Annotated in this window: 22 protein-coding genes and 1 riboswitch; of the genes, 7 read left to right on the top strand and 15 right to left on the bottom strand. The window is 66.8% G+C overall.

What is annotated here, in order from left to right; genetic code table 11:
* Nucleotides 1-27: 27 nt before the first annotated feature.
* The 3 genes from metW to ACOQFS_RS10685 all read right to left on the bottom strand — a co-directional run bounded on the left by metW (nt 28) and on the right by ACOQFS_RS10685 (nt 2,554).
* Nucleotides 28-612, bottom strand: a complete 585-nt coding sequence (gene metW / locus ACOQFS_RS10695) for a methionine biosynthesis protein MetW (protein ID WP_421562858.1) — start codon at nt 610-612, stop codon at nt 28-30.
* Nucleotides 609-1,835, bottom strand: a complete 1,227-nt coding sequence (gene metX / locus ACOQFS_RS10690; protein WP_421562857.1) for a homoserine O-acetyltransferase MetX — start codon at nt 1,833-1,835, stop codon at nt 609-611. Before metX ends, metW begins: the two co-directional genes overlap by 4 nt.
* Before the next feature lie 149 nt (nt 1,836-1,984).
* Complete coding sequence (locus ACOQFS_RS10685; RefSeq protein ID WP_421562856.1) at nt 1,985-2,554, bottom strand: TMEM165/GDT1 family protein; 570 nt, start codon at nt 2,552-2,554, stop codon at nt 1,985-1,987.
* 15 nt (nt 2,555-2,569) lie between these two features.
* Nucleotides 2,570-2,752, bottom strand: a riboswitch (yybP-ykoY riboswitch).
* Between the two features lie 244 nt (nt 2,753-2,996).
* Between ACOQFS_RS10685 and ACOQFS_RS10680 the strand changes: the two genes are divergently transcribed.
* Both ACOQFS_RS10680 and ACOQFS_RS10675 read left to right on the top strand, forming a co-directional pair.
* Nucleotides 2,997-3,395 carry an RNA recognition motif domain-containing protein gene (locus ACOQFS_RS10680; protein WP_421562855.1) on the top strand — a complete coding sequence of 133 codons (399 nt, stop codon included), beginning with the start codon at nt 2,997-2,999 and terminating at the stop codon, nt 3,393-3,395.
* A gap of 336 nt (nt 3,396-3,731) precedes the next feature.
* A complete protein-coding gene (locus ACOQFS_RS10675) occupies nt 3,732-4,253 on the top strand; it encodes an RNA recognition motif domain-containing protein (protein ID WP_421562854.1) in 522 nt (173 codons plus the stop codon).
* Between the two features lie 104 nt (nt 4,254-4,357).
* Here the strand turns inward: ACOQFS_RS10675 and ACOQFS_RS10670 are convergent, their stop codons facing one another.
* From ACOQFS_RS10670 to ACOQFS_RS10655, 4 genes are read right to left on the bottom strand one after another with little or no spacing between them, the layout of a single operon-like run.
* A complete protein-coding gene (locus ACOQFS_RS10670) occupies nt 4,358-5,134 on the bottom strand; it encodes an SDR family oxidoreductase (RefSeq protein WP_421562853.1) in 777 nt (258 codons plus the stop codon).
* A gap of 45 nt (nt 5,135-5,179) precedes the next feature.
* Nucleotides 5,180-5,800: an LPS export ABC transporter periplasmic protein LptC gene (gene lptC / locus ACOQFS_RS10665; protein ID WP_421562859.1), complete on the bottom strand. Its 621-nt coding sequence runs from the start codon at nt 5,798-5,800 to the stop codon at nt 5,180-5,182.
* Nucleotides 5,800-6,372 carry a KdsC family phosphatase gene (locus ACOQFS_RS10660; RefSeq protein ID WP_421562852.1) on the bottom strand — a complete coding sequence of 191 codons (573 nt, stop codon included), beginning with the start codon at nt 6,370-6,372 and terminating at the stop codon, nt 5,800-5,802. The genes lptC and ACOQFS_RS10660 overlap by 1 nt, the downstream gene beginning before the upstream one ends.
* Nucleotides 6,372-7,373, bottom strand: a complete 1,002-nt coding sequence (locus ACOQFS_RS10655) for a KpsF/GutQ family sugar-phosphate isomerase (RefSeq protein ID WP_421562851.1) — start codon at nt 7,371-7,373, stop codon at nt 6,372-6,374. The genes ACOQFS_RS10660 and ACOQFS_RS10655 overlap by 1 nt, the downstream gene beginning before the upstream one ends.
* A gap of 129 nt (nt 7,374-7,502) precedes the next feature.
* Here ACOQFS_RS10655 and ACOQFS_RS10650 point away from each other — a divergent pair, with 129 nt between their 5' ends.
* Nucleotides 7,503-9,488, top strand: a complete 1,986-nt coding sequence (locus tag ACOQFS_RS10650; RefSeq protein WP_421562850.1) for a monovalent cation:proton antiporter-2 (CPA2) family protein — start codon at nt 7,503-7,505, stop codon at nt 9,486-9,488.
* A 141-nt stretch (nt 9,489-9,629) separates the two neighbouring features.
* Here ACOQFS_RS10650 and ACOQFS_RS10645 read toward each other — a convergent pair whose 3' ends face one another.
* Nucleotides 9,630-12,716, bottom strand: coding sequence for an EAL domain-containing protein (locus tag ACOQFS_RS10645; RefSeq protein WP_421562849.1), 3,087 nt, complete (start codon nt 12,714-12,716; stop codon nt 9,630-9,632).
* Nucleotides 12,717-12,903: 187 nt separating this feature from the next.
* Here ACOQFS_RS10645 and ACOQFS_RS10640 point away from each other — a divergent pair, with 187 nt between their 5' ends.
* Nucleotides 12,904-13,458, top strand: coding sequence for an adenine phosphoribosyltransferase (locus tag ACOQFS_RS10640; protein ID WP_421562848.1), 555 nt, complete (start codon nt 12,904-12,906; stop codon nt 13,456-13,458).
* A 59-nt stretch (nt 13,459-13,517) separates the two neighbouring features.
* Here ACOQFS_RS10640 and ACOQFS_RS10635 read toward each other — a convergent pair whose 3' ends face one another.
* The 7 genes from ACOQFS_RS10635 to rpmH form a co-directional block, all read right to left on the bottom strand.
* The gene (locus tag ACOQFS_RS10635) at nt 13,518-14,477 is read right to left on the bottom strand and encodes a hypothetical protein (protein WP_421562847.1); all 960 of its coding nucleotides are present in this window, start codon (nt 14,475-14,477) and stop codon (nt 13,518-13,520) included.
* A 133-nt stretch (nt 14,478-14,610) separates the two neighbouring features.
* On the bottom strand, nt 14,611-15,102 hold the full coding sequence (locus ACOQFS_RS10630; RefSeq protein WP_421562846.1) for a Crp/Fnr family transcriptional regulator: 492 nt from the start codon (nt 15,100-15,102) through the stop codon (nt 14,611-14,613).
* Between the two features lie 81 nt (nt 15,103-15,183).
* A complete protein-coding gene (gene mnmE, locus ACOQFS_RS10625; protein WP_421562845.1) occupies nt 15,184-16,656 on the bottom strand; it encodes a tRNA uridine-5-carboxymethylaminomethyl(34) synthesis GTPase MnmE in 1,473 nt (490 codons plus the stop codon).
* A 179-nt stretch (nt 16,657-16,835) separates the two neighbouring features.
* On the bottom strand, nt 16,836-18,545 hold the full coding sequence (yidC, locus tag ACOQFS_RS10620) for a membrane protein insertase YidC (protein WP_421562844.1): 1,710 nt from the start codon (nt 18,543-18,545) through the stop codon (nt 16,836-16,838).
* Nucleotides 18,542-18,838, bottom strand: a complete 297-nt coding sequence (yidD, locus tag ACOQFS_RS10615; RefSeq protein ID WP_421562843.1) for a membrane protein insertion efficiency factor YidD — start codon at nt 18,836-18,838, stop codon at nt 18,542-18,544. Before yidD ends, yidC begins: the two co-directional genes overlap by 4 nt.
* Entirely contained in the window at nt 18,835-19,326 is a 492-nt protein-coding gene (locus ACOQFS_RS10610; RefSeq protein ID WP_421562842.1) for a ribonuclease P protein component, read from the bottom strand. Before ACOQFS_RS10610 ends, yidD begins: the two co-directional genes overlap by 4 nt.
* Nucleotides 19,327-19,406: 80 nt before the next feature.
* Nucleotides 19,407-19,541 (bottom strand): 50S ribosomal protein L34, encoded by a 135-nt coding sequence (rpmH, locus tag ACOQFS_RS10605; protein ID WP_005798102.1) that lies wholly within the window; start codon nt 19,539-19,541, stop codon nt 19,407-19,409.
* Nucleotides 19,542-19,927: 386 nt separating this feature from the next.
* Here rpmH and dnaA point away from each other — a divergent pair, with 386 nt between their 5' ends.
* The 3 genes from dnaA (at nt 19,928) to gyrB (ending at nt 25,392) form a co-directional block, all read left to right on the top strand.
* A complete protein-coding gene (gene dnaA, locus ACOQFS_RS10600) occupies nt 19,928-21,352 on the top strand; it encodes a chromosomal replication initiator protein DnaA (protein WP_421562841.1) in 1,425 nt (474 codons plus the stop codon).
* Between the two features lie 149 nt (nt 21,353-21,501).
* Nucleotides 21,502-22,620: a DNA polymerase III subunit beta gene (gene dnaN, locus ACOQFS_RS10595; RefSeq protein WP_421562840.1), complete on the top strand. Its 1,119-nt coding sequence runs from the start codon at nt 21,502-21,504 to the stop codon at nt 22,618-22,620.
* Between the two features lie 150 nt (nt 22,621-22,770).
* A complete protein-coding gene (gene gyrB / locus ACOQFS_RS10590) occupies nt 22,771-25,392 on the top strand; it encodes a DNA topoisomerase (ATP-hydrolyzing) subunit B (protein ID WP_421562839.1) in 2,622 nt (873 codons plus the stop codon).
* Nucleotides 25,393-25,551 lie beyond the last annotated feature (159 nt).

Here is a 25,551-nt window from a genome sequence, read left to right as displayed (position 1 = left end):
CGGCGCGGTGATTCGTGCAGAGGGTCCCTAGGCGTGTTCGAAATGGAAGACGGCGGTGCCCGCGCGCGCATTGGGCAGCCAGCGCACCTCCTGCCCCTCCTGCAGCCCGAAGGCATCGAGGATGCGCAGGTCGTTCTTGGTGGCCAGCACCTCGAAGTCCTTGTAGGTGCCCACGCGGATGTTGGGCGTGTCGTACCACTGGTAGGGCAGGCGCCGCGTGACGGGCATGCGCCCGCGCAGGATGGACAGGCGGTTGGGCCAGTGCGCGAAGTTGGGGAAGGCCACCACGCCCGTGCGGCCCACGCGGGCCGTTTCGCGCAGCATGGTCTCGGCATTGCGCAGGTGCTGCAGCGTGTCGATCTGCAGCACCACGTCGAAGCTGTTGTCGCCGAACATGGCCAGGCCTTCGTCCAGGTTGAGCTGGATCACATCCACCCCGCGCTGCACGCTGGCCAGCACGTTGGCGTCGTCAATCTCCACGCCATAGCCGCTGCAGCCGCGCTCGCGCTGCAGGTAGTCCAGCATGGCGCCATCGCCACAGCCCAGGTCCAGCACACGGCTGCCGGCGGGCACCAGGCGCGCCAGGGCTTGCATTGCGGCGCGTTCGGTCATGGCTGCACCTCCTCGGCAATGCTGTTGAAATAGGTGCGCATCACGCCCAGGTAGCGCGCGTCGTCGAGCAAAAAGGCGTCGTGCCCATGGGGCGCGTCGATCTCGGCATAGCTCACGCGGCGGCGGTTTTCAAGCAGGGCCTTGACGATCTCGCGGCTGCGCTGCGGGGAAAAGCGCCAGTCGGTGGTGAAGCTCACGAGCAGGAACTTCGCCGTGGCGCGGGCCAGCGCGCGCGTGAGGTTGCCGCCGTGCGCGCGGGCCGGGTCGAAGTAGTCGAGCGCGCGCGTGATCAGCAGGTAGGTGTTGGCGTCGAAGTAGTCGCTGAACTTGTCGCCCTGGTAGCGCAGGTAGCTTTCAATTTGAAACTCGATGTCCTGGGTGCTGTAGAGATAGGCCTGCACGCTCTGCGCCGACGCGTCATCATCACCGCCCCCCACGAGATCGCTCGCGCCTTGTGGGGGCACGGCAGCGGCCAAGGGCGCCTGGTCGAGAACCTGGCGGCGCAGCTGGCGCCCGAACTTCTCGTTCATGACGTCGTCGCTCAGGTAGGTGATGTGGCCGATCATGCGGGCGATGCGCAGGCCGCGCTTGGGGACCACGCCGTGGCGGTAGAAGTGCCCGCCGTGGAAGTCCGGGTCGGTCACGATGGCGCGGCGCGCCACTTCGTTGAAGGCGATGTTCTCGGCCGTGAGGTTGGGGGCGCTGGCCACGACCACGGCGTGGCGCACGCGCTCGGGGTGCTGCAGAGTCCAGCTCAGGGCCTGCATGCCCCCCAGGCTGCCGCCCAGCACTGCCGCCAGTTGCGCAATGCCCAGCCGGTCGAGCAGGCGGGCCTGTGCATTGACCCAGTCTTCCACCGTGACCACAGGGAAGTCCGCGCCATAGACCTCGCCCGTATCGGGGTGGCTGTGCATGGGGCCGGTGGAGCCGAAGCAGGAGCCCAGGTTGTTCACGCCGATGACGAAGAAGCGGTCGGTGTCCACGCTCTTGCCGGGGCCGATCATGTTGTCCCACCAGCCCTCGCTCTTGGCCTGCCCGGCGTAGACGCCCGCGACATGGTGCGAGGCATTGAGGGCGTGGCACACGAGCACGGCGTTCGTGCGCTCGGCATTGAGCGTGCCGTAGGTCTCGTAGACCAGGTGGTAGTCGCGGATGGACGCACCGCTTTGCAGCGGCAGCACCTCCGGGAAATGCATGGACTGGGGCGTGGCGATGAACGACATAAAAAAACCCGGCGCCGCTAAAAACGAGGCCGGGCGGATGTGTCGGTCGGGTCTTTAGCTGAATTTATAAAGCGCCCGCAAGCTGTGGCAAATCGGCGCGTGGGGCAAATATACCAAAAGCACAAGCAAAAGCGACTGCCGTCGCGGCATCACGCCGCGGCGGGTGCGAAGATCGCCAGCAACCCCAGCGCCAGGAAGATCACCGCCGACACCAGGTGCACCGCACGGATCGGAACGCGCCGCGTGATGCGCTCGCCGAGCCAGACCACGGGCGCATTGGCGATCATCATGCCGAGCGTGGTGCCCGCCACCACCCACAGGTAGGCGTTGTACTGCGCGGCCAGCATCACGGTGGCGATCTGTGTCTTGTCGCCCATCTCGGCCAGGAAAAACGCTACCAGCGTGGTGCCGAACACGCCCCAGCGCGGCGAGCCGTCGGCCTCGCCTTCTTCGAGTTTGTCGGGAATCAGCATCCACAGCGCCATCGCGATGAACGAGGCGCCAAGAATCCAGCGCAGGACCTGCGGCCCGACGAAAGTGGTCACCCAGGCACCCACGGCACCGGCCAGCGCGTGGTTGACCAGGGTGGCCACCAAAATGCCCAGCACGATGGGCCAGGGCTTGCGAAAGCGGGCGGCGAGCACCAGCGCCAGAAGCTGCGTCTTGTCGCCCATTTCGGCGAGCGCGACGATGGCGGTGGAGATGAAAAACGGTTCCATGTGGGGGTCCTGTCCGGCCGGATGTGATGCGACACGCATTGACTGCACCCCGACTCCGGCCATTGGATCGGTCTGCAGTCAATGGTCTCGCCCAGCTCTGAAAGCCGCATGCGCCATAGGCCCACCGGACCCAAGTTTGTTGACGCATGCCCCCGGCGCGTTGCACAGCCGGGCGGGCTACTCCCCAAAGACCGGGCGATTCTATCCTATGGTTTCCCCGAGGTTTGACCTTAAAAACCACGCACCGCGCGGCTTTTCGGCGCGTTTTGGCCCAAATAGGGCGCCACGGCCCGAATAAGTGATTGATAATGGCTTCGCTTTTTTGCGTGCAAAAGAGCAGTTCGCTGAGCGGTGATTGGTCAGTTTCGCGTCTTTGAAGTCGTCACAGGTTTGTTGATTGCGTCGGGCTCCATCGCGTTTTCATTTTTTTCAGGAGTCCTTCATGGGCAACAAACTCTACGTGGGCAACCTGCCCTATTCCTTCCGCGACCAAGATCTGGAGCAAACCTTCAGCCAGTTCGGCTCCGTGGGCAGCGCCAAGGTCATGATGGAGCGCGACACCGGCCGTTCCAAGGGTTTCGGCTTTGTCGAAATGGGCAGCGATGCCGAAGCACAAGCCGCCATCCAGGGCGTGCATGGCCAAAACTACGGCGGCCGTGACCTGGTGGTCAACGAAGCCCGTCCCATGGAGCCCCGCGCTCCCCGCAGCGGTGGCTTCGGTGGCGGCAATGGCGGCGGCTTCGGCGGTGGCCGCAGCGGTGGCGGCTATGGCGGCGGCGGTTACGGCGGTGGCCGTGACGGCGGCGGTGGCGGCTACGGCGGTGGCCGCGGCGGTTACTAAGAGAATCGCGTGGTCCGGCAAGTGCCCGCACCTGCCGGTACCCCCAAAAAAGGAGCCCTCGGGCTCCTTTTTTTATGCCTGATCGGCCGGGCGGACCGGGCCTTTGCGGCACCTGCCCCAACGTGGCCCACCGCTGTACGCAGCGACAGCACCACAGCGCGCGGCGGCGCTTGCTTTTTCTGTAAAAGTGTGGCGCATAATGGGTTTGCGGGGCGGTGCTCCGCTTTCCAAGTTTGCGGTGATCCGTCAGTTTCGCGCTGAGAGCGTCATTGAGATTAGCTGGCTGCGTTTTCGGGACTCCATCGCTTTATCCATGTGTTTTTGAGGAGTCCCTCGATGGGCAACAAACTGTACGTCGGCAACCTGCCGTACTCGGTCCGCGACAACGATCTGGAACAGGCCTTTGGCCAGTTCGGCGCCGTCACCAGCGCCAAAGTCATGATGGAACGCGACACGGGCCGCTCCAAAGGCTTCGGCTTTGTGGAGATGGGCAGCGACGCAGAAGCCCAGGCAGCGATCAACGGCATGAACGGGCAGCCCCTGGGCGGCCGCAGCATCGTGGTCAACGAAGCCCGGCCCATGGAGCCCCGCCCACCCCGCAGTGGCGGTTTTGGCGGCGGCGGTGGCGGCTACGGTGGTGGTGGCCGCAGCGGTGGCGGCGGCTACGGCGGTGGCCGTGAAGGTGGCGGTGGCGGCTATGGTGGCGGCCGCGGCGATGGCGGCGGCGGTTACGGCGGTGGTGGTGGCCGTGGCGACGGCGGCTTCCGCAGCCCGTACGGCTCGGGATCCCGCAATGGCGGTGGCGGCGGTCGCAATGGCGGCGGTGGCTACGGCGGTGGCGGCAACAGCGGCTACTGAGACGCAATCGAAACGCTACGAAGCCCCCACGGTTTCAGCAGACAAAGCCCCTTCGGGGGCTTTTTTCATGGGGCATCCCGAAAGAGATGCCGACCCGCCCGTGCCTACTCGCCTTCCCGGCGCTTGCGGGGCCGACCCGCCAGCACCTTGTCGAACACGGCATTCGGCAGCGCGCGCAGCAGCTTGGCCACCACGCCCATCTGCCACGGTATGACGCGGTAGCTGACTCCTGCCGAAATGGCGCGGTAGGCACGTTCCGCAAAGTCCGCGGGCTGCATCAAGAAAGGCATGCCGTAGCGGTTCTGCTGCGTGAGCGGCGTGTCGATGTAGCCCGGCGAGAGGGTGACCACCCGCACGCCGTGGGGCCGCATTTCGCCACGCAGGCTTTCGCAGTAGCTGATGACAGCCGCCTTGCTGGCGCAGTAGGCGCCGTGCCCGGGCAACCCACGGATACCCGCCACGCTGCCGATGCCCACCAGCGTGCCGCTGCCGCGCTGCACCATGGCGTCGACAAAGGGCTGGAACGTGGCGGCCATGCCGATGTTGTTGGTGGCAAAGGTGCGCGCCATCACATCGAGGTCGCTGCGCACCGCCGTGTCCATGCCCACGCTGATGCCGGCATTGGCGATGACCACGTCGGGCACGCCCTGCTGCGCCAGGCAAGCCTGGCCTGCGGCAACGATGCTGTCGGTGACGGCCACATCGGCACTATAAATTTGATAGCTATCAGCGCTTATCCCTTGAGCGTCGGCCCATGATTTGACCTCAGAAGTGCGGCGCGCGACCAGCGCGAGCCGGTAGCCCGCCTGGTGATAGCGCATGGCCAGCGCCTGGCCGATGCCGCTGGATGCGCCGGTGATGAAGGCGAGGGGAGAGGTCATGCGGGTGGCTCCGGCGGTAGCGGTACGGGATGGCGCGCGGCGCGGCTATCGGCCCCGGCCGGGCGTGAGCACGCCCCGCACACGGCCGCGCAGCTGCAGCACCTGGTCCAGGTTGTCGTAGTCCATCGCGTCGGCGGTGAATCGGTCCTCACCCCGCGTCAGGACCACCGGCTGGTCGGTGCGCACCCGCTCGGTGTCGGTGTATGCGTGCAGGAACTCGCTGCGGAACTCAAGCCGCGGCTGGGCGGGCGCACCGGCCTGCGCCGGTACGGGTTCGCGGGTGACGATGGCATTGCCCAGCAGCTGCACTTCGGTGCCGTCGGCATTGGTCAGGGCGCGGTTGGCCGTGGCCAGGGTGCGTCGGCCTTCCGGCGACACGGAGCGCATGCGGACCTGGTCGATTTCCAGCGTGTCGGTGTCGGGATAGTGCCGCGCGACCTTGCCCTGCACCTCGCTTTGCAGGCGGCCGGTGGCGTCGAAGCTCTTCACCGAAAAATCCTTCATGAAGTAGTCCGGCTGGTGTGTCGGGGGCCTGGCCAGGGGCGGCAGCTGCGGCAGGGGCGCGTTGCGCACCAGCCACCAGGTGCCCAGCGCCAGCAGGCCCATGAGCAGCACCGGCAGGTACAGCGAAACCTCCTCCCAGCCCTGGCGCAGCCTGCTCATCATCATGCGCTGTAGTCTGCCAGCAGGCCTGCATAGCGGCCGGTGGCCACCAGCAGCAGGTCGCACAGCTCGCGGGCGGCGCCGTCGCCACCGCGCGCCTGGGTGACGTGGTGGGCAGCGTGGCGCACCTCGATCTGCGCATTGGCGGGCGCGCAGGCGAACGCGCTGCGGCGCATCACGGGCAGGTCGGGCCAGTCGTCGCCCATGGCTGCGGCCTGCGACCAGTCGAGCCCCAGGGTGCTGAGGATGTGTTCTGCGGCGGGGCGCTTGTCTTCGGTGCCGAACACCGCGTGCTCCACGCCCAGGGCCTTCAGCCGCACGCGCAACGGGGCCGAGTCGCGGCCGGTGATGACGGCGGGGGTGATGCCGGCCTTTTGCAGCAGCTTGAGCCCGTGCCCGTCCAGCGTGTTGAAGCGCTTGATGGTCTCGCCGGCCTCGGTGAAATACAGCCCCCCATCGGTGAGCACGCCGTCCACGTCGAAGAAGGCCACGCGCACGCCCTGCGCGCGCAGCAGCAGCTCGGGGTCGATGCGCAGCGCGGGAGCCACGGGCAGGACGGCAGGTTCGGCGGCCATCAGATCACCTTCGCCCGCATGAGATCGCCGATGTGCACCACGCCCACCAGGGCGCCTGCGGCGTCGACCACGAGCACGCTGGTGATGGCGTGCGCCTCCATCATCTCGGCGGCGTCCACGGCCAGTGCGTCGGGCGCAATGCGGCGCGGGTGGGGGTGCATGACGTCGGCCGCCGTGGCGTTGCGCAGGTCGGCCCCCGCCTCAATGCGGCGGCGCAGGTCGCCGTCGGTGAAGATGCCCAGCACCTGCCCGGCGGCGTCGACGACGGCCGAGGCGCCCAGGCCCTTGGCGCTCATTTCGCGCATGAGGGCGCTGAACGAGGCGTCCGGCGCCACGCGCGGCACTTCGGTGCCCGCGCGCATGACGTCGCTCACGTGGGTGAGCAGCTTGCGGCCCAGCGCACCACCGGGGTGCGAGCGGGCAAAGTCTTCGGGGCGAAAACCCCGCGCGTCGAGCAAGGCCACGGCCAGCGCGTCGCCCATGGCGAGCTGTGCGGTGGTGCTGGCGGTGGGCGCCAGGTTCAGCGGGCAGGCCTCGCGGTCCACGCTGCAGTCCAGCACCAGGTCGGCGTGGCGCGCCAGGGTGGACTGCAGGCCACCGGTCACGGCGATCAGGGGCGCGCCCAGCCGCTTGAGCACGGGCAGGATGGCCGTGAGTTCGCCGCTCTCACCGCTGTTGGAGATGGCCAGCACCAGGTCATCGCCCGTGACCATGCCCAGGTCGCCATGGCTGGCTTCGGCCGGGTGCACGAAAAAGGCGGGGGTGCCGGTGGAGGCCAGTGTGGCGGCGATCTTGCGGCCCACATGGCCGCTCTTGCCCATGCCCATGACAACCACCCGGCCCCGGGCCTGCAGAACCATCTGCACCGCCTGGGCGAAGACGCTGCCCACGCGGGCCGCAAGCCCGGTGAGGGCGGCGGCCTCGATCTCGAAGGTTTCGCGGGCCAGGCGCAAGGCCTGTTCAGGGTCGAAAGGGGGCGGCGCAGCGGGGGCGGGAGTCATCCGGGGATTCTATCGACCGGGCATGCCGGGACGGGCCCCCCGGCGGGATGCCCTCTGGCACAGACCGTGCATCGCCTGTGTGCAAGAAAGAGCGCCGCTGGCGCGCAAGCCTCGGATAGCATCGAACCCATGTCTTCTCTCGCCCTCACGCTTCTCTACCTGCTGGCTGCGGTGCTGGGCGTGGTGGTGTGCCGCAGCCTGAAGCTGCCGCCCATGCTGGGCTACTTGGCCGCCGGGGTGCTCATCGGCCCGCACGCGCTGGCGCTGGCGCAGAACTCCGAGGGCGTGCGGCACCTGGGCGAGTTTGGCGTGGTGTTCCTGATGTTCGCCATCGGGCTGGAGTTCAGCCTGCCCAAGCTGCGGGCCATGCGCCGGCAGGTGTTCGGCCTGGGTTTTCTGCAGGTGGGCCTGACCATGGTGGCTGTCAGCCTGGCCGCGCTGGCGCTGTCGCGCTGGGTGGGCGGCGTGTGGGACATGGGCTGGCAGACCGCGCTGGCCCTGTCGGGCGTGATGGCCATGAGCAGCACGGCCATCGTGGTGAAGCTGATGGCCGAACGCGCCGAGCTGGAGAGCGAGCACGGCCGCCGCGTGATGGGGGTGCTGCTGTTCCAGGACCTGGCGGTGGTGCCGCTGCTGGTGCTGATCCCCGCGCTGGGCTCGTCGCCCGACCAGCTGCTGACGGCGCTCGGGTGGGCGCTGCTCAAGGCCACGGTGCTGGTGGCCCTGCTGCTCACGGGCGGCCAGCGGCTGATGCGCTGGTGGCTCACGATGGTGGCGCGCCGCAAGAGCGACGAGCTCTTCATGCTGAACCTGCTGCTCATCACGCTGGGCCTGGCCTGGCTGACCGAGCTGGCCGGGCTGAGCCTGGCACTGGGTGCCTTCATCGCCGGCGTACTGGTGTCCGAAACCGAATACCGCCACCAGGTGGGCACCGACATCCGCCCCTTCCACGACGTGCTGCTGGGCCTGTTCTTCATCACCATCGGCATGATGCTGGACTGGCACATCCTGGTCGACCGCTGGGCCCTGGTGCTGGGGCTGCTGGCCGTTCCGCTGGTGCTCAAGCTGGTGATCATCCTGCTGCTGGCGCGCGGCATGGGCGCCACCACGGGGGTGTCGCTGCGCACCGGGCTGTACCTGGCACAGGGCGGCGAGTTCGGCTTCGTGCTGCTGTCGCTGACCCAGACGCACGGCCTGGTGCAGCCGGCGCTGATGAACCCCATCCTCGCGGCCATGGTGCTGTCCATGCTGGCCACGCCGTTCCTCATCATGTACAGCAACCGCATCGTGATGAAGCTGGTGGCCAGCGACTGGCTGCAGCAGTCGCTGCAGATGACCACGATTGCGCGCAAGGCCATCAACACCAGCCGGCACGTGATCATCTGCGGCTACGGCCGCTGCGGCCAGAACCTGGCGCGCATGCTGGAGCACGAGGGCATCCCCTACATGGCGCTGGACCTGGACCCGGACCGCGTGCGCCAGGCGGCGTCCGCCGGCGATTCGGTGGTGTATGGCGACGCCACGCGGCTGCAGGCGCTGATGGCGGCGGGCCTGGTGCGCGCCAGCGCCGTGGCCGTGACCTACACCGACGTGCCCGCCACCCTCAAGGTGCTGGCCAATGCCCGCTCGCATGCGCCCCAGGTGCCGGTGGTGGTGCGCACGCAGGACGACCTGTATCTGGACCAGCTGCAGGACGCCGGCGCCACCGAGGTGGTGCCCGAGGCCATCGAGGGATCGCTGATGCTGGCCAGCCACGCGCTGGCCCTGGTGGGCGTGCCCATGCGGCGCGTGCTGCGCTTGGTGCAGGACCAGCGCGATGCGCGCTACACCCTGCTGCGCGGCTACTTCCATGGCGCGGACGATGACACCGCGAACGAGCGTGACCAGGAGCGCCTGTCCACGGTCAACCTGCCGCCCGGCTCCACCGCCCTGGGCCTGAGCCTGGGCCAGCTGGCACTGCCTGCGATGGGCGTGCGCGTCGTCAACCTGCGGCGCAGCTCCGGCCGCATGGACACCACCGACGACGGCGCGCTGCTGGCCGCCGGAGACACGCTGGTGCTCTCCGGCCACCCGGCAGCGCTGGCGCTGGCGGAGGACAAGCTGCTGAAGGGCTGAAGGGCTGAAAAGGCCGGAACCGGTTCTAGGGGCTGGATGGGTCTGGGGCAGCTTTTGCCCGGCGTGCAGGGCCCGCGCAGACCCTGGGCGGCCCGCACTGCGCTCAAAATTGACATAAAAACCGGCCCCACCGCTTATCCATCAAGCGGCAACAGCTATGGTTTCAATAGCAGACTGCAGCAGCGGCGCAGGCCCGGGTCTGCCAAACAGGTAGCCCTGGAACCGCTGGCAGCCGTTGCGCAGCAGAAATTCGCGCTGCCCGTCGGTTTCGACGCCCTCGGCCACCACATCCAGGCCCAGGCTGCGGGCCAGCGTGATGATGGTGCAGGCGATGGTGGCGTCGTTGGGGTCGGTGAGCACGTCGCGCACAAAGCTCTGGTCGATCTTGAGCTGGTCCAGCGGCAGGCGCTTGAGGTACGACAGCGATGAATAGCCCGTGCCGAAGTCGTCCAGCGAAAAGCCCACGCCCTGCGCGCGCAGGGCCTGCATCTTGAGGATGCTGTCCTCCACATCGTGCAACAGCAGGCTTTCGGTCAGTTCCAGCTTGAGGTGGCGCGGGTCGCAGCCGGATTCTTCCAGCACGGCCAGCACCTGCTGCACATAGTCGGGCTGGCGGAACTCCTGCGGGCTCACGTTCACCGCCACGCTCAGCGCAGCGGTGCGGGGCGTCTTCGCCCACTCGGCCAGCTGTCGGCAGGCCATGCCGAGCACGATGCGGCCCAGGGGCTGGATCAGGCCGGTCTGCTCGGCCAGCGGCACGAATTCGCCTGGGGCCACCATGCCGCGCTGGGGGTGGTTCCAGCGCACGAGCGCCTCGGCGCCCAGCAACTCACCCACGGCGCTCACCACGGGCTGGTAGTGCAGCACGAATTCCTGGCGCGCGAGGCCCTGGCGGATGTCGCCCTCCAGCGCCGATCGGGCGGAGGCCACCGCCTGCATGGCCGGGTCGAAGAAGCACAGCGTGTTGCGCCCTTGCGCCTTGGCCTGGTACATGGCGAGGTCGGCCCGCTTGAGTAGCTCCTGCGCGGACAGCAGCCGGTCGCTGAACAGGACGATGCCGATGCTGGGCGTGCTGTGCATCTCGCTGCCCTCCAGGTGGTAGGGCTGGTTCAGCGCCGCCAGCACCTTCTGCGCCACCGCCTCCGTTTCCACGGCAGCGTCGGACGCGTGCTCGCTCAGGCCCTGGATCACCGCCACGAACTCATCGCCGCCCAGGCGGGCCACGGTGTCGGTGGCGCGCATGCAGGCGGCCAGGCGCTGGCCCACCTGCACCAGCAGGCGGTCGCCCCACTCATGGCCCATGGTGTCGTTGATGCCCTTGAAGTTGTCCAGATCCAGGAACAGCAGCGCGCCATGGCCGCCCTCGCGCACGCTGGCGGTGGCAGCGCGCTCGAGCCGGTCCATCAGCAGGCGCCGGTTGGGCAGGCCTGTGAGCTCATCGTAGAACGCCAGGCGCTCGATCTCCGCCTCGGCCATCTTGCGCTCGGTGATGTCGCGCGCAACGCCCCGGTAGCCGGTGAAGCGGCCGTCCGCATCGAAGATGGGCTCGCCGCTCACCGACACCCACACGGTGGCCCCGTCGGGCGTGCGGCGCTGCATCTCGAAGTCGTGGAACACCTCGTGCGCCTCCAGCTTCTCGCGGTGCGCCTGCCATTCGGCCTCGCTCACCACGGTGTAGGGCAGCTCCCAGCGCGTGAGGCCGTAGTGCAGCTCGTCGGGCACGCCCGTCACGCGCTGCAGCTTGCCGTCCAGGCGCACAAACCGGAACTGCGCGTCCTGCTCCCAGTACCAGTCCGAAGACAGCTGCGTGAGGCTGCGCCAGCGCGACTCGCTCAGCCGCAGGGCTTCCAGCGTGCTCAGGTAGTCGGTGACGTCTGTGAAAGTGCGCACCCGACCGCCCTGTGGGATGGCGCGCGTGCGCACCTCGATGAACCGCCCGGCCCGGGTGCGGCGAACGTACAGGTCGGGCATGGCGAATGCGTCGCCGAGTGCATGGCTTTCGGCTTCCACATAGCCGCGCGCCGCTGGTTCTATCAGTTCAAACCCCGGCCCGAAATCACCTCGCGCGGTCTGGAAGCGCACCACCTCTTCCACCCTGGGCTGGCTGGCAAGCAACGACTCGGGCAGATTCAGCAGCTCCAGATAGCGCTGGTTGTAGACGCGGATGCGGCCCTCGGCATCCACATTGGTGATGCCCTGCGACACGCTGGCGAGCGTGACCTCCAGCGCCCGGCTCTTGTCGGCGAGCAGCGCAGAGGTGCGCGCCAGCTCCGCTTCGGCCGAGGCGCGGGCCAGCGCTGCGCGGCGCGCCACCTCCAGCTGACCCACGGTGCTGAGCAGCGGCTGCAGAAACTGCACGTCCTCTTCGCTGTAGCCCCCCCGGCGGTTGGCCAGCCCCACCAGGGCCACCAGCTCGCCCCCGGCGTGGATGGGCAGGCCCAGGTAGGTGTGCAGCAGCGGGTGCCCCGCCGGCACGCCTGCGGCGCGTGGGTCGTTGAACGCATCATTGGCCACCACCGGCTCGCCGGTCTGCAGCGCGGCCCCGACCAGCGAGTGCAGGTTGTCGAACACCATGCCTTCCTGCGCGTGCTGGGCAAACAACGCACGCGAGGCCTCGTCCCAGCTGATGTCGGTCATCGCATGCACGCGCAGAAAGGGGTGGCCGTCTGCCGCCTTCTGCACCTGCCCCACCACGCCGAAGGCACTCTGGGTGAGCGACATGAGCTCCTTCAGCAGAGACTCGAAGCCGGCACGCGGGTCCGAGCTGGCGATGAAATCGGCCTGCGCGCGGGATATGGCCTGCAGCAGCCGGTGCTGGCGTGCGAGAAGCGCCTCGGCGGCGGCCCGGGCGCGCGCACTGGCGTGCCGCTCCAGCACCGCCTCGATCTGCCCAGGAAGCGTGAGCAGGTAGTCCAGGCCCGGGTCCTGCACCGTGTAGTCGTCAAACCCGTGCCGCATCGCCTGGGCTGCGTGCGTTTCCGCACCCGCGCGCACGATGATGATCGCGGGAACCCCTTCCAGGCCTTGCAGCAGATCGAACGACGCCCCGCCCAGCGTGCTTTGCACCGCCAGCACGATATCGGGCTGTTGCGTGCGCAGATAGCTGCGCGCTTCCGTCAACGAGCGGCACACGTCCACCCGCCACCCCGACCAGGGATCCACCAGCGCGTCCGTGAGCGCGTGCGCATGGGAGTCATCGCCTTCAATCAACAAGACCGAGATGGGCATAGGCCGTTCACCATGAAAGAGCAGCGCGCTGGGGGCTGGTTACAAAATCGAACCATTATGGGTTTGCCCGCAGGGCTGTCTGTAGGCCATACGCCCGCCTCGCGCCTGATTACACTGCTGCGCTTCGGGCACATTTGCGTATTTTTTGCGCCTCTTTCGCAGCCCCAGTCCCCTTCAGAGCACCGCCATGCAGCCCCTCAGCGTCAACGAATACCTTCGCCAGCACATCCGCACCGTGCCCGACTGGCCTGCGCCGGGTGTGCAGTTTCGCGACATCACGCCACTGCTGCAGGATCCGAAGGTGTTCCGGGTGCTGATCGATGCGTTCGTCCACCGCTACATGGACAAGACCGTGCGGCCGGACGTGGTGGCCGGGCTGGATGCGCGCGGCTTCATCCTGGGGGCCGTGGTGGCCTACGAACTCAATGTGGGCTTCGTGCCCATCCGCAAGAAGGGCAAGCTGCCCTTCACCACGGTGGAAGAAACCTATGAGCTGGAATACGGCAGTGCGACCGTGGAGCTGCACACCGACGCCGTCCAGCCCGGCGACCGCGTGCTGCTGATCGACGACCTCATCGCCACCGGCGGGACCATGATGGCGGGCAAGAAGCTGCTGGAAAAGCTAGGCGCCACCGTGACGGAAGGCGCTGCGATTGTCGACCTGCCCGAGCTGGGCGGTTCAGACCGCCTGCGCGAGTCGGGGCTGTCGCTGTTCACGCTGGTGGATTTCGCGGGGCACTGAGCGGGGCTCTGCGCGGGACATTGACCGCGCGCTGCACGTCGGCGCCCGGTGCGGTGGGGTCAGTTCAGCTCGCCGTACTGCGTGCTGCTCAGGTCCTGGGACGGGCCATCACCTGCCGGTGTCTGTGTGTCTTCAAAGCCGGTGGGCGCAGCCGCAGGAGGCACGCGCGGCCCGGACCGCACCGGCACGCCGGGCTGTGCAGCGGCCGCCCCTGCAGCGGCGGCTCCGGCGCCCGTGCTGGCCGCGTTGGCCAGCGCGCGCTTGAACGCGGCGACCTCGTCGGCTTCGATGGGCTCGAACCGCTGGGGTGCAGGCCCCGCTGTCGCCCCTGCAGTGCCCCCGGCCTGCGGGGCGCGCGCGGTTGACGCCGGCGCCGTCGCCGGGGGTGTGGCACGGGGTGCCGCTGCAGCCCCTGGCGCAGCCGCAGACGCAGCCGGCACGGGCGCCGCCCGAGGGGGCAACGGCCCCGAAGCCGATGCGGTGGCAGCCATGGCCGGTGGCCGGCGGACGGCCGCCGTGGCGGCCTGCGCTGGCTGCGCGCTGGCGGGCTGTGGCGATACGCCCTTTTGGGGAATTCCCACCGCCACATGGTCGTTGATGCGCCAGTACACGGCCGTGACGAGAATGTCGTAGCGGGTCTTGGCGGTCTGGGCGATCAGCGCCTCGATTTCAGACAGGCGCACCGTCTCGCCACCGTATTCTCGCGCCAGGTCCATCATCACCAGGAACTGGCGGCCGCGCTGGTCCAGCGACAACACCTTGAACTTGTAGCTGGCCGACAGCACACCGGCCCGCACCATCGCATCGCGCACCACGGTGTAGAGCAGTTCGCGGCGCTCCATGCGCTCATTCTTGCGGTTGGCGGCATGCTCCACGGGCAAGGGCTCGACCGTCGGCCTGCCCGCGCGCCCCGCCGCCAGCGGGACGGTGGCATCGGCATTCAACAAGCCCGAGGGTTCGCCCACAGCGCGCGGCTTGGGGGGTGCAGGTTTGCGGCTGAACCAACTGAACAGGGACATGGCGTGCTTTCTGGGGGCGACTCTTCAAACGGCACCTGGGAAACAGCACCCGGGAATGCCGAAACTAGTGTACCCCGCGCCGCAACGCCCGCATCACTACGCGCCCCAGGGATGACCCGCAGGCAGCGGCGCTTCAGGTGGCGGCTACGCGGCGGCGGCGATTGCCCAGGCGCTTGGCGAGCACCGCCCCCGTGGCCATCACCAGGCCCAGCGCGATGGCAGGCTGCCGGTTGCTCAGCTCGGTGAAACGGATGGCGGTGAGGCTCCAGAGCTTGCTCGGTGCGCTGGCCTGGACGGTGGCGCTGCGCGCCCGGTGCGAGAAAAATGCGCCCTCGCCCACGACGGACCCGGGGCCCACGATGGCCAGGCGCAGCCGCTCCTTTTCGTCCTGGTAGTGCACGCTCAGGCTGCCGCTTTCGACCAGGTACAGGGTGCGGTCATTGGCGCCCTGCGAAAAAAGCACCTGTCCGGCGGGCAGCACCACGGGCAGCAGATAGGACGAAAGCACATCCCATTGGGCGGGCGCAAGCGGGTTGGTCATGCTGTCGTCGGCACTGGCCTGGGCGATGGCATCGATCAAACCGTGCAGGTCGACCCGGGGGGCCGTGGACGGTGGCAGATTCATGATGGGCTGAAAGTACCCTTGTTACAGATGGGACACAAGCGCTGTTTACGTCCGTTTACATGTTCAACCGACAGGCGGCGGTTATTTACCGATGCAGAAGCTGGAGAAGATCACGCCCAGCAGGTCATCCGACGAAAACTCACCCGTGATCGTGTTGAGCGCGTTCTGCGCAAGGCGCAGCTCCTCGGCCAGCAGGTCGAGTGCCGGGCCCTGGGCCGAAAGCTGCTCGCTCGCCTCGGCCAGATGGGCTGCCACGGCCTGCAGCGCCTCGACATGCCGGGCGCGCGCAATGTAGACGCCCTCGGGCGCCGACTGCCAGCCGGCCAGGGCGAGCAGCGCCTGCCGCAGCGCCTCCAGCCCCTGGCCGGTGCGCGCCGACAGGTAGAGGGCCGGATGAGCGGTCGCCAGCGCAGCACTGGCAGTGCCTGTGGACACGGGCACGAGCGCAGATGCAGCCATCGTTTCCGCCAGGGGCGGTGCACAGTCCAGCTTGTTCCACACGTCGATGACCGGCACGCCCGCAGGGAGTGTCTGCGCCAGCGTCCGAGCAATATCGGCATCCGCCGCCTGGTGGCTGGCAAGCTCGGCGCGCGAGAGGTCGTGCAGGAACAGCACGGCGTCGGCGGCGGCAATTTCATCCCAGGCGCGGGCGATGCCAATGCGCTCCACCTCGTCGGCGCTGTCGCGCAGGCCTGCGGTGTCGATCACATGCAGCGGCACGCCTTCGATCTGAATGGTCTGCTGCACCTTGTCGCGCGTGGTGCCCGCAATGGGCGTGACGATGGCGAGCTCGGCCCCGGCCAGCGCGTTGAGCAGCGAACTTTTGCCCGCGTTGGGCTGGCCGGCGATCACGACCTTGATGCCTTCGCGCAGCAGCGCACCCTGGCGCGCACGCTGCATGACCGATGCCAAGGTTTGCTGTAATTTTGATAGCTGTCCAGCGGCATCAGCCTTGCGCAGAAAGTCAATTTCTTCCTCAGGGAAGTCCAGCGTGGCCTCGACCAGCATGCGCAGGTGGATGAGCGCGTCGCGCAGGCCATGGATCTCGGCCGAGAACGCGCCCGACAGCGAGCGGCTGGCGCTGCGCGCGGCGGCCTCGGTGCTGGCGTCGATCAGGTCGGCGATGGCCTCGGCCTGTGCCAGATCGATCTTGTCGTTCAGGAAAGCCCGTTCGGTGAACTCGCCCGGCTGGGCCACCCGCAGGCCGGGCAGGCAGGGCCGACCCGTGGCCGGGTCAGTGGCAGCACCCGCCTCCAGGCAGCGCGCCAGCAGCAGCTGCAGGACCACCGTGCCGCCGTGGGCCTGCAGCTCCAGCACGTCCTCACCTGTGTAACTGTGCGGGCCGGGGAAGTACAGGGCCAGCCCCTGGTCGATGGCCTGGCCGTGCGCATCGCGAAACGGCAGGTAGGTGGCCTCGCGGGGCTTGAGAGTGCGGCCGCAGAGGGCCTCCACCAGCGCCGCGAGCCCTTTGCCCGACACCCGCACGATGCCCACGGCCCCGCGCCCGGGGGCAGTGGCGATGGCGACGATGGGATCTTGGTGGCGGGAGAGCATGGTGGCTATCGATAAGGGGCAGGGCGCCAAAACCAGCGCGGCCCAGGCCAGCAACCGCCGCGCAAGGGCCGCCAAGCTGCGCAGGCAGCGCTTCGCTTGCGTGCGCTGGCGGTGTCCCCCTTCCCGAATTGCGCAGCGATTCGAGAGAGGGGGAAGCGGCGCAGCCGCTCAGGGGGATGTCACTTAAAACTGGGCAGATTGAACTGCGGCGGCACGCCCATGCGGGTGTTGATGATCCACTGCTGCGCAATCGACAGGATGTTGTTCGTCAGCCAGTACAGCACCAGGCCGGCCGGGAAGAAGAAGAACATCACGCTGAAGATCAGCGGCATGAACCACATCATCTTGGCCTGCATCGGGTCTGGCGGCGCGGGGTTCAGGGCCGTCTGCAACAGCGAGCTGAGCGTCATCAGCAGGGGCAGGATGAAGTATGGGTCGGGCGTGGAGAGGTCATGGATCCAGCCGATCCAGGGCGCGTTGCGCATTTCCACGCTGGACAGCAGCACCCAGTACAGCGCGATGAACACGGGGATCTGGATCATGATGGGGAAGCAGCCGCCCATGGGGTTGACCTTCTCCTCGCGGTAGATGCGCATCATCTCCTGCTGCATCTGCTGCGGCTTGTCCTTGAGGCGCTCGCGCATCTCCATGATCTTGGGATTCACCGACTTCATCTTGGCCATGCTGGCGTAGGCCTTGGCGTTGAGCCAGTAGAACGCGATCTTGAGCAGCAGCACCAGCGCCACGATGGACCAGCCCCAGTTGTTCAGCAGCTTGTGCAGCTGGTCGAGCAGCCAGTACAGCGGCTTGGACAGGATGGTGAGCCAGCCGTAGTCCTTGACCAGCTCCAGGTTCGGATACAGCTTCTCCATCATGGTTTCGACCTGCGGACCCGCGAACAGGCGCGCGTCGATGGTCTTGCTGGCACCGGGCTCGATGCTGCCCAGCGGTGCCAGCATGCCCACCGAATACAGATTGGTGTCGACCTTGCGGGTGAACAGTTCGCGCTGCACGCCATCGGCCAGCAGCCAGGCGCTGGCGAAGTAGTGCTGCACCATGGCCACATAGCCATTGGTGCTGTCGCGCGGGATGTCGACCTTGCCGTTTTCGATGTCCTTGAACTCGATCTTCTGGTACTTCTTGGCCTCGGTGAACACCGCAGGCCCGGTGAAGGTGGAATAGAACGACGATTCGCCCGGCGGCTTGTTGCCGTCGCGCACCAGTTGCAGGTAGAGCTGGGGCGACACGGCCGCACTGCCAGCATTCACCACTTCATGCTTCACCGCGATGTCGTAGGCGCCGCGCTTGATGGTCCAGGTCTTGGCGAGCTTCAGGCCGCCCACCTCGGGAGACTCGAAGCGGATACTGATTTCATCTTGCCCGTCCTTGAGTTCACGCGGGCCGGGCACGGCGGTCATCAGCGTCTTGTGCGTCGGAAAAGCGCCGCCGATCAGACCGGTCTGTGCCACGTAAACACGCTGCGCACTTTCGTCCAGCAGCAGAAAGTTGCGGTTCTTGTCGTCCATGTCGACGTGCTGCAACAGTTCGGCATGCGTGAGCGATCCGCCTTCGCTGTCGAAGATCAGGCGGTACAGGTCGGTCTTGACCTCCACGCGCTCGCGTGTGGCAGGCGCGGCAGCGGGTGAGGGCTGGCCCGGCACCAAAGCCGCGCCGGGTTGCGCAGCCGCAGTCACGGGGACGCTGGAGACAGGCACGCTGGCAGAGCCCGTGGCGCCCGAGGCGGCACCAGCAGGCGCCTGCGCCGTGGCCACCGGCGCGGTGGGGAAGAACGTGGCCTGTTTGCCATTGTGCAGTTGCCACTTGTCCCACAGCAGAACCATGGAAAAGCCAAAAATCACCCACAGGATGGTGCGGCGAATGTCGTTCATGAAGACTTCTTTGGTGAGGATGGTTGGGTGGTGGAGGATTGTTGCAGCCGCGAGAAAAGCCTCATGCCGCGCGGCGGTTCTTGCGGGACCGGGTCATGGCCCCCATCGCACCAGGGGTGGCAGCGTACCAGCCTGCGCACCGTGAGATAGCTGCCCACAGCAGCGCCATGCTGCTGAAGCGCCTGCAGCGAATACACCGAGCACGTGGGTTCGAACCGACAGGCCGACCCCAGCCAGGGGCTGAGCAGCAGCCGGTAGCCCTTGACCACGCCGATCAGCAGGCGCTGCATCATGGCGCCATCACCACCGCGGGCGGGGCGACCGCCCCCGGCACACCGGCCCGGCGGGTCGCATGTGCGAACAGTTGCATCAGCTCCGCCCGAACGGCCTGCTTGAGCTGATCGGACGTCGCGCTCACGAACTGCTTGCGGTCAAACGCACTGCGCAGGCGCACGACATGGGCGGCCTGCGGCAGTCCAGCTTCGAAGCTGGCGCCCACCGTGTAGATCTGGCGCTTGATGGTGTTGCGCGTCACGGCGCGTCGGGCCCACCGTTTGGGCACCATGGCACCCAGCCAGACGCCCGGCACGGCAAACAGGGCCTGCGGCCCTTGCACTGGTGGCAAGGAGCCGGGCCCTGTGGGTTGGACTTTGGCGGCGTGGGCAGACGGGCTGCCTTCGGTGCCGAGCACCAGGCGGTGCAACGCAAAATGCGCGGTGCGGGAAACGGTGCCCCCCGCCATGGCGGCCTGGAACTGCGGACGGGTTTTCAGCCGTTGCATGCAGGCGCCCCGTTTGGAACCTGGCGGTACAAACCGGGGAGCCAGGGCAGCGGGCCGTCAGTCAACCGAGCTGACCGGCCTTAGACGGCCAGGCGCTTGCGGCCCTTGGCGCGGCGTGCGTTGATGACAGCGCGGCCGCCGCGGGTCTTCATGCGGACGAGGAAACCGTGGGTGCGCGCGCGGCGCGTCTTGGAGGGCTGGTAAGTACGTTTCATGGTGCTATTCCTTGAGGTTCAGTTCCGGACTGCTGCTTGTGAACCCCTGCCGGACCCCACCAGAAAGCCACCAAGGCCCCATGCGGGAAGACAGAAATAACGGCGCGCCGGGTCAAATCACCCTGAACACATTCAGGGAAACCCGCAATTATCGCAGGCTTGATGGGCGCTGGCAATGCCCCCCTCGCATGCGGCGGCGCCGTCCCGCCATCATCGGACCAGGGCGTGCGCCCTGCGGGACGAGGTTGCACCGCGCAAGGCCCCGCTCGTTAGCCCCCGGGGAAACCCTTGCAGACGCCCGCCCCCAAATTGTGGATAACTCCTTGACAAGCTACAATCCGGCGCCCGTCCCAGTTCCTCCTATCCACAACAAGAAGCTCCCCGAAATGACCGAGGAACCCTCCCGCAGCCTCCAGCAATCTTCCGGCTCAGATGCCGGCCAGGGGCTGTGGCAGGCCTGCGTAGAACAACTGGCGCAAGACCTGCCCGAGCAGCAATTCAACACCTGGATCAAGCCCCTGGTGGCGCAGGTGGCCGAGGACTTCTCCAAGGTGACGCTGCTGGTGGGCAACCGCTTCAAGCTCGACTGGATCCGCGCGCAGTACGCCGGGCGCATTGCCGCGCTGCTCGAAGGCCTGTATGGCCAGCCCATCACCCTGGAGTTAGCGCTTGCTCAGCGGGAATCCGTTGCCCGCACTTACGTGCGGCCCGTGGCGCCCGAGGCTGCCAGCCCGGCGGCGCCTGCCGAGACCGCGCCTGCCAGCAGTGACGAAACGCCCACCGGCGCCTTTCGCAACCGCCTGAACGCCGCGCTCACGTTTGAAACCCTGGTGGAAGGCACGGCCAACCGCATGGCGCGCTCGGCGGCCATGCATGTGGCCGGCACGCCAGGGCATTTGTACAACCCATTGTTCATCTACGGCGGCGTGGGCCTGGGCAAGACCCACCTGGTGCACGCTGTGGGCAACCGCCTGCTGGCCGACAAGCCCGACGCCAAAGTTCTCTACATCCACGCCGAACAGTTCGTGTCGGATGTGGTTAAGGCTTACCAGCGCCGCACCTTCGATGAGTTCAAGGAGCGCTACCACTCGCTGGACCTGCTGCTGATCGACGATGTGCAGTTCTTCGCCAACAAGGACCGCACGCAGGAAGAATTCTTCAACGCGTTCGAGGCACTCCTCGCCAAGAAGTCGCACATCGTGATGACGTCGGACACCTACCCCAAGGGCCTGGCCAACATCCACGAGCGGCTGGTGTCGCGCTTCGACTCGGGCCTCACCGTGGCCATCGAGCCGCCCGAGCTGGAGATGCGCGTGGCCATCCTGATCAACAAGGCCCGCGTGGAAGGCACCGAGATGCCCGAGGAAGTCGCCTTCTTCGTGGCAAAGAACGTGCGGTCCAACGTGCGCGAGCTCGAAGGCGCGCTGCGCAAGATCCTGGCGTACTCGCGCTTCAACCAGAAGGAAATCTCCATCCAGCTGGCCCGCGAGGCGCTGCGCGACCTGCTGTCCATCCAGAACCGGCAGATCAGCGTGGAGAACATCCAGAAGACGGTGGCCGACTATTACAAGATCAAGGTCGCCGACATGTACAGCAAGAAGCGCCCGGCCAGCATTGCCCGGCCGCGCCAGATCGCCATGTACCTGGCCAAGGAGCTGACGCAAAAGAGCCTGCCCGAGATCGGCGAGCTGTTCGGCGGGCGCGACCACACCACGGTGCTGCATGCCGTGCGCAAGATTGCGGGCGAGCGACAGCAGCTGACCGAGCTGAACCAGCAGTTGCACGTTCTGGAGCAGACGCTCAAAGGATAGATGACCGAACCAGCGCGAAATGCCGGTGAGACAGCCCCACGAAGAAGCGACCCCGTTAAGGGGCAAAATGGCGGGTTAGACAGGAGGGGGAGGCACCACCCGTGCCGCTGTCCAAGCTCCGTTCCCAAAAACCACAAGAGGTTGATGACATGATCGTCCTGAAGGCAACACAAGACAAGGTTCTCGCAGTTCTGCAGTCCGTGGTGGGCATCGTGGAACGCCGTCACACGCTGCCCATCCTGGCCAACGTGCTGATCCGCAAGACGGGCAATGCCCTGCAGCTGACGACCAGCGACCTCGAAATCCAGATCCGCACCACGGCCGAGCTGGGCGGCGACACCGGCGACTTCACCACCACCGTGGGCGCGCGCAAGCTCATCGACATCCTGCGCACCATGCCTGGCGACCAGACGGTGAGCCTGGAGTCGCAACAGTCGAAGCTGGTCCTGAAGGGCGGCAAGAGCCGCTTCACCCTGCAGAGCCTGCCGGCCGAAGACTTCCCGCTGGTGCAGGAATCCGCCGCCTTCGGCCCCGTGTTCGCCGTGCCGCAAAAGACCCTGAAGGACCTGCTGTCCCAGGTGTCGTTTGCCATGGCCGTGCAGGACATCCGCTACTACCTCAACGGCATCCTGTTCGTCGCCGAAGGCAAGCAGCTGAGCCTGGTGGCCACCGACGGCCACCGCCTGGCCTTTGCCAGCGCCACGCTGGATGTGGAAGTGCCCAAGCAGGAAGTCATCCTGCCGCGCAAGACCGTGATCGAGCTGCAGCGCCTGCTGAGCGACGCCGGTGGCGAGAACCAGCCGCACATCGAGATGCAGTTCGCCAACAACCAGGCCAAGTTCACCTTCGGCGGCATGGAGTTCGTCACCAAGCTGGTGGAAGGCAAGTTCCCTGACTACAACCGCGTGATCCCCAAGAACCACAAGAACTCGGTCACCCTGGGCCGCGCGCCGCTCTTGGCCAGCCTGCAGCGCACGGCCATCATGACCAGCGACAAGTTCAAGGGCGTGCGCCTGAACATCGAACCCGGCACGCTGCGCGTGGCGTCCAACAACGCCGAGCAGGAAGAAGCCGTGGACGAGCTCGACATCGACTACGGTGGCGACACCATCGAGATCGGCTTCAACGTGACCTACCTGATCGACGCCCTGGCCAACATGGGCCAGGACATGGTGAAGGTGGAGCTCTCCGACGGCAACAGCTCGGCGCTGCTGACCATCCCCGAGAACGACAGCTTCAAGTACGTGGTGATGCCCATGCGCATCTGAGGCAGTGAAGCTGTCTGCCGCCCCTCCCACGGCTGCGCTCATTCACTATCTTTTTGATAGCTGTTAGCGCTTATGCAATAAGCGCTGAAGACCAATTTGACCATTGAAAACACTGGAAGCCCCCGGTTTCCACGGACCCCAAGGCCCACCATGACCGCTGACAACAACCTGCCCGAGCAAGAACCTAACGGCACGGGTGAGCCTGCTCCCATCGTCCCCAAGATCGACACCAACCAGGCCGGCGCCAGCGAAGGCTATGGCGAAGGCGCCATCACCATCCTGGAAGGCCTGGAGGCGGTGCGCAAGCGCCCCGGCATGTACATCGGCGACACCAGCGACGGCACGGGCCTGCACCACCTGGTGTTCGAGGTGGTCGACAACTCCATCGACGAGGCCCTGGCCGGCCACTGCGACGACATCGTCGTCACCATCCACACCGACAACTCCATCAGCGTGGTGGACAACGGCCGCGGCATCCCCACCGGCGTGAAGATGGACGACAAGCACGAGCCCAAGCGCAGTGCTGCCGAGATTGCGCTGACCGAACTGCACGCGGGCGGCAAGTTCAACCAGAACAGCTACAAGGTGTCTGGCGGCCTGCACGGCGTGGGCGTGAGCTGCGTGAACGCACTGTCCAAGATGCTGCGCCTGACCGTGCGCCGCGAGGGCAAGGTGCACGCGCTGGAATTCAGCAAGGGCGTGGTGCAAAACCGCATCGTGAAGGCGGTGGACGGCGTGGAAGTCTCGCCCATGCAGGTGCTGGACGACACCGACAAGCGCGGCACCGAAGTGCACTTCCTGCCCGACACCGAAATCTTCAAAGAGAACAACGAGTTCCACTACGAGATCCTCGCCAAGCGCCTGCGCGAGCTCTCGTTCCTGAACAACGGCGTGCGCATTCGCCTGAAGGACGAGCGCAGCGGCAAGGAAGACGACTTCTCGGGCGCGGGCGGCGTGCGCGGCTTTGTCGAGTTCATCAACAAGGGCAAGACCGTGCTGCACCCCACCTCGTTCTACGCGGTGGGCGAGCGCCCGGCCGAGAGCTACGGCGGCATCCCCGGCACCCACATCGGCGTGGAAGTGGCCATGCAGTGGAACAGCGCCTACACCGAGCAAGTGCTGTGCTTTACCAACAACATCCCCCAGCGTGATGGCGGCACCCACCTCACCGGCCTGCGCGCCGCGATGACCCGCGTCATCAACAAGTACATCGAAGAAAACGAGCTGGCCAAGAAAGCCAAGGTGGAAGTCACCGGCGACGACATGCGCGAAGGCCTGTGCTGCGTGCTGAGCGTGAAGGTGCCCGAGCCCAAGTTCAGCAGCCAGACCAAGGACAAGCTGGTGTCGAGCGAAGTGCGCGCACCGGTGGAAGACATCGTGAGCCGCCTGCTGACGGACTACCTGCAAGAGAAGCCCAACGACGCGAAGATCATCTGCGGCAAGATCGTGGAAGCCGCCCGCGCCCGCGAAGCCGCCCGCAAGGCCCGCGAAATGACCCGCCGCAAGGGCGTGCTCGACGGCATGGGCCTGCCCGGCAAGCTGGCCGACTGCCAGGAAAAAGACCCCTCGCTGTGCGAGATCTACATCGTGGAGGGTGACTCCGCCGGTGGCTCTGCCAAGCAAGGGCGCGACCGCAAGTTCCAGGCCATCCTGCCCCTGCGCGGCAAGATCCTGAACGTGGAAAAAGCGCGGTATGAAAAGCTGCTGACCAGCAACGAAATCCTCACGCTGATCACGGCCCTCGGCACCGGCATCGGCAAGGCCGGCGGCGGCGACGGCAAGAGCGGCGCAGACGACTTCGACGTGGGCAAGCTGCGCTACCACCGCATCATCATCATGACCGACGCCGACGTGGACGGCGCCCACATCCGCACCCTGCTGCTCACCTTCTTCTACCGCCAGATGCCCGAACTGGTCGAGCGCGGCCACATCTACATCGCCCAGCCGCCGCTGTACAAGGTCAAGGCCGGCAAGGAAGAGCTGTACCTGAAGGACGGCCCCGCGCTCGACGGCTTCTTGCTGCGCATCGCGCTGAACCACGCCAGCGTGAGCACCGGCGGCGCCAACCCGCAGGTGCTGACCGGCGACACCCTGGCCGAACTGGCGCGAAAGCACCAGGTGGCCGAGAGCGTGATCGATCGCCTGTCCAACTTCATGGACGCAGAAGCCCTGCGCGCTATCGCTGACGGCGTGAGCCTGAACCTGGACACCGTGGCCGACGCCGAAGCCAGCGCCGTCACGCTGCAGGCCAAGCTGCGCGAGCTGAACACCACCGGCATCCCCGCCGAGGTCGCTGGCGAATTCGACGTGCGCACCGACAAGCCCATCCTGCGCATCAGCCGCCGCCACCACGGCAACATCAAGAGCAGCGTCATCACGCAGGACTTTGTGCACGGCGCCGACTACGCCGCCCTGGCCGAAGCCGCCGACACCTTCCGCGGCCTGCTGGGCGAGGGCGCCAAGGCCCTGCGCGGCGAAGGCGAGAAGCAGAAGGAAGAAAAAGTGGGCGACTTCCGCCAGGCCATGAAGTGGCTGATCAGCGAAGCCGAGCGCACCACCAGCCGCCAGCGCTACAAGGGCCTGGGCGAAATGAACCCCGAGCAGCTGTGGGAAACGACGATGGACCCGAATGTGCGCCGCCTGCTGCGTGTGCAGATCGACGATGCGATCGAGGCGGACCGCGTGTTCACGATGCTGATGGGGGATGAGGTGGAGCCGCGGCGGGACTTCATTGAGACGAATGCGCTGCGGGCGGGGAATATTGACGTTTGATGCCAAAACACCATGAAATTCGAAAATGCTGTTTTCGAATTTCATGGTGACCTCTAGCAAACTAGCGGGTTTGCTCCAATCGGGATAGGGGACAGTCATTGTAGACTGCGCCCCTCCCACACCACCCGGCATGCGGATCCGCACCGGGCGGTTCGAGAG

Origin of the sequence: Paracidovorax sp. MALMAid1276 (assembly GCF_049198005.1) — a bacterium.
Lineage (GTDB): Bacteria > Pseudomonadota > Gammaproteobacteria > Burkholderiales > Burkholderiaceae_C > Acidovorax.
The sequence above is the reverse complement of the archived record's forward strand: the minus strand, read 5'-3'. Positions and strand labels throughout refer to the sequence as shown.